General features: G+C 27.9%; 2 protein-coding genes and 1 pseudogene. All 3 read right to left on the bottom strand.

Translation table 11 applies throughout. The annotated features are described in order from the left end of the window. Positions 1-6 precede the first annotated feature (6 nt). The 3 genes and pseudogenes from AlmWB_RS00650 to AlmWB_RS00640 all read right to left on the bottom strand — a co-directional run bounded on the left by AlmWB_RS00650 (position 7) and on the right by AlmWB_RS00640 (position 2379). Complete coding sequence (locus AlmWB_RS00650; protein WP_050337121.1) at positions 7-345, bottom strand: SVM family protein; 339 nt, start codon at positions 343-345, stop codon at positions 7-9. Positions 346-693: 348 nt separating this feature from the next. Further along, positions 694-1107 carry a coiled-coil domain-containing protein gene (locus AlmWB_RS00645; RefSeq protein WP_050337119.1) on the bottom strand — a complete coding sequence of 138 codons (414 nt, stop codon included), beginning with the start codon at positions 1105-1107 and terminating at the stop codon, positions 694-696. 141 nt (positions 1108-1248) lie between these two features. Beyond that, positions 1249-2379 (bottom strand): annotated as a pseudogene (locus tag AlmWB_RS00640) (AAA family ATPase). Positions 2380-2434 lie beyond the last annotated feature (55 nt).

The raw sequence follows: 2434 nt of genomic DNA, 5'->3' as shown, positions 1-2434 counted from the left end.
TATAAATTATTTTTTTTTCTTGTTGGGTTTTGTTGAAGAAGAAGCTTTTTCCTGATTTTTGATTTCTTTAGCTTTGTCTTCTAATATTTTTGTTATTTCTGGGTTTGATAACATTTGAATAATTTTATTTCTGTCTTCTTCTGAATAATTTTCAAGAGTATTATATAATTCATAATAATTTCTCACATCTTTTTTAGATTCTTCTTTTGATGGAATTATATCTTTTCCATGATCTTTTTTAGGTGCAGCCATTACTTGATGTACATTATTAGTAATTAAAAATAACCCTAAACCAATAAATAAAATAATATTAAATATTAGTAAATATTTTTTTAATTTAAACATTAATTAAATCTCCTTTATTTTTTTTTATCCCTCAGCTGAGGTGATTTCGTAGAGCGAATTTAATTTAGATAAGATATCATCTTTTTCTTGTTTTTCGTTAACTTTATATTGTTCTTCTAATATTTTTTTGAAATTTTTTGCGCGGGATAAGATGGATTCATAATATCTTTGGTCATGTTCTAAATGAGCAATATCTCTTTTAATACAAGAGATTTTATTAAGTAATTCTAAATTTTCTTTACGAAGTTCTTCTAATTTGTTTCTTAACTTTTGTTTTTCATTTTTATCAGTAGTAACTTCTAATTGTTCTTCAATTTTTTTCTTTTCTTTAGCTTTTTCAGCTTGTTCTCATTCTTTTTCTTTTTGTTGTTCTGTTAAAAGATTAATATTATTTTGAGTTTCTTGTTGTTGTGCTTTGAGATCAGCTATTTTTAATTCAACTTGATCTAAAAGTTTTTTGATTTTGTCTTTTTGTTCTTGGATAAGTTCTTGGTTTTCAGATAATATTTTTAATTCTTTTTCACATTTTTCTAATTCGTCTGCCCAAGCGGATTTGAGTCCTTGGTAATTGTTAATGGTTTCGTCATATTTATCAATGGCTTTATCAATTTCATTGATTAATTGCCCGACATATTTAGAGGATGGCTTTTGGGGTTGATAAAAGAAAGCGAGATAAATGAAAGCGCAAAATAAAAGAATAATGAAAAAATAAATTAAATAACCCTTCCAAGTAGTTGTTTTAGGGATGATTAAAAAAACCACCAAAAAAAAGACTAGCTAGAAAAAACCACCAAAGAAAAGAAGATTGAAAAGAAAAATAATCTTTCCATAAGTCTAAAGGAGATAACATCATTATTTACCTCCTTTCTTTTGGTTTTCGATTTGATCTAATATTTCTGTGTTTTAAGAAATAATCATTCGATAAGCTTGTTTTAAGTCTTCAACATTGATTTCTTTTCTTTTATTTTTGTCAGTTCCTCTGTTTTTAGCGAAAATGGTGACTGTTGTTTTTAAAAAGTTTTCTAAAGTACGATTAGCTTTTAAGAATTGACGATTTTGTGGTAAATATTCTAAAGATTCGTTAATAATTTCCAATAAGTATTGTTTGGCTTCTTCGCTATAAGGGTTTTTTCGTTTGTTAATTAAAAATTTTAACATTTGTTGACGTTCTTCTTTATTACCAGGTTTTACTTCGATGTTGTATGTAAATCTTGATTTAATGGCTTCATCAATTTGTTGCTCATGGTTAGTTGCTCCAATAATGAAAATCGGTTTTTCAGGATTATTTTCAAAAGAAGTCATTTCTGTTTTGAATTGATTCACCACATTGGCGACTTCTTAATCAGCTTCTAATGTTCCTAAATCAGTAAAAATGGTTTCGCATTCATCTAAAAAGATAATAGCTCCGTTGTTTTTTTCCGCGGCGGCTCTCGCTGCTGCAAATAAATCTTTGACCATTTGAGGCGCTAAGCCTTTATATTTTTGGGAGAATAAAGAACTAGAAACTTCAAAAAAAGGTAAATTAGAAGTTTCTTTGGCTAAGGTTCTAGCTAAGGTAGTTTTTCCTGTTCCTGGTACCCCATACATTAAAATTCCTAAGGGTGATTCAACTTCACCAATTCCTTGGTAGTTTTCTTTATTTTTAAAATAATTTAAAAATCCTTCCACTGCTTGAAATTCTTCCTTAAAACCGATTAATTGTTGAAAAGATAAGAATTTTTGAGGATCAGTTGGTTGAAAAAGGGATTCTTCTTCGTTGTTTGGTTTAGATAATGTTGGTAATGTTTCTAAGGGAGGTTGTAATTGAGTTTGCAATTTCTCGATGAATTCATTGTTTTGAGTGGGGGATTCTTTTTTTAATTCATTTTGGTTTTGATGTAATTGTTTTTGGATTGCTTGCAAATTGATGGATTGATTTTCGAGTCTTTTATGATGATGGGTGATTTGTTTTTCTGTTTCGATTAAAGTTTGATGATGGATCCATACATAAGTTCCTAGACAAAAAGAAAAAAATAAAAGAATAATTGTGATCATTAAATGTTTTGATGGTTTTTGGTTAATGTTCTTTTTCATTTGTTTTCCTTTCTCA

Origin of the sequence: Candidatus Phytoplasma phoenicium (assembly GCF_001189415.1) — a bacterium.
GTDB classification, from domain to species: Bacteria; Bacillota_I; Bacilli_A; order Acholeplasmatales; family Acholeplasmataceae; genus Phytoplasma; species Phytoplasma phoenicium.
Note: the sequence above shows the minus strand (reverse complement) of the source record. Positions and strands in the feature narration are given on the sequence as shown.

Excerpts from the sequence above, each read along its gene's own strand:
- AlmWB_RS00650 (WP_050337121.1), bottom strand. The coding sequence starts at position 345 with ATGTTTAAATTAAAAAAATATTTACTAATATTTAATATTATTTTATTT.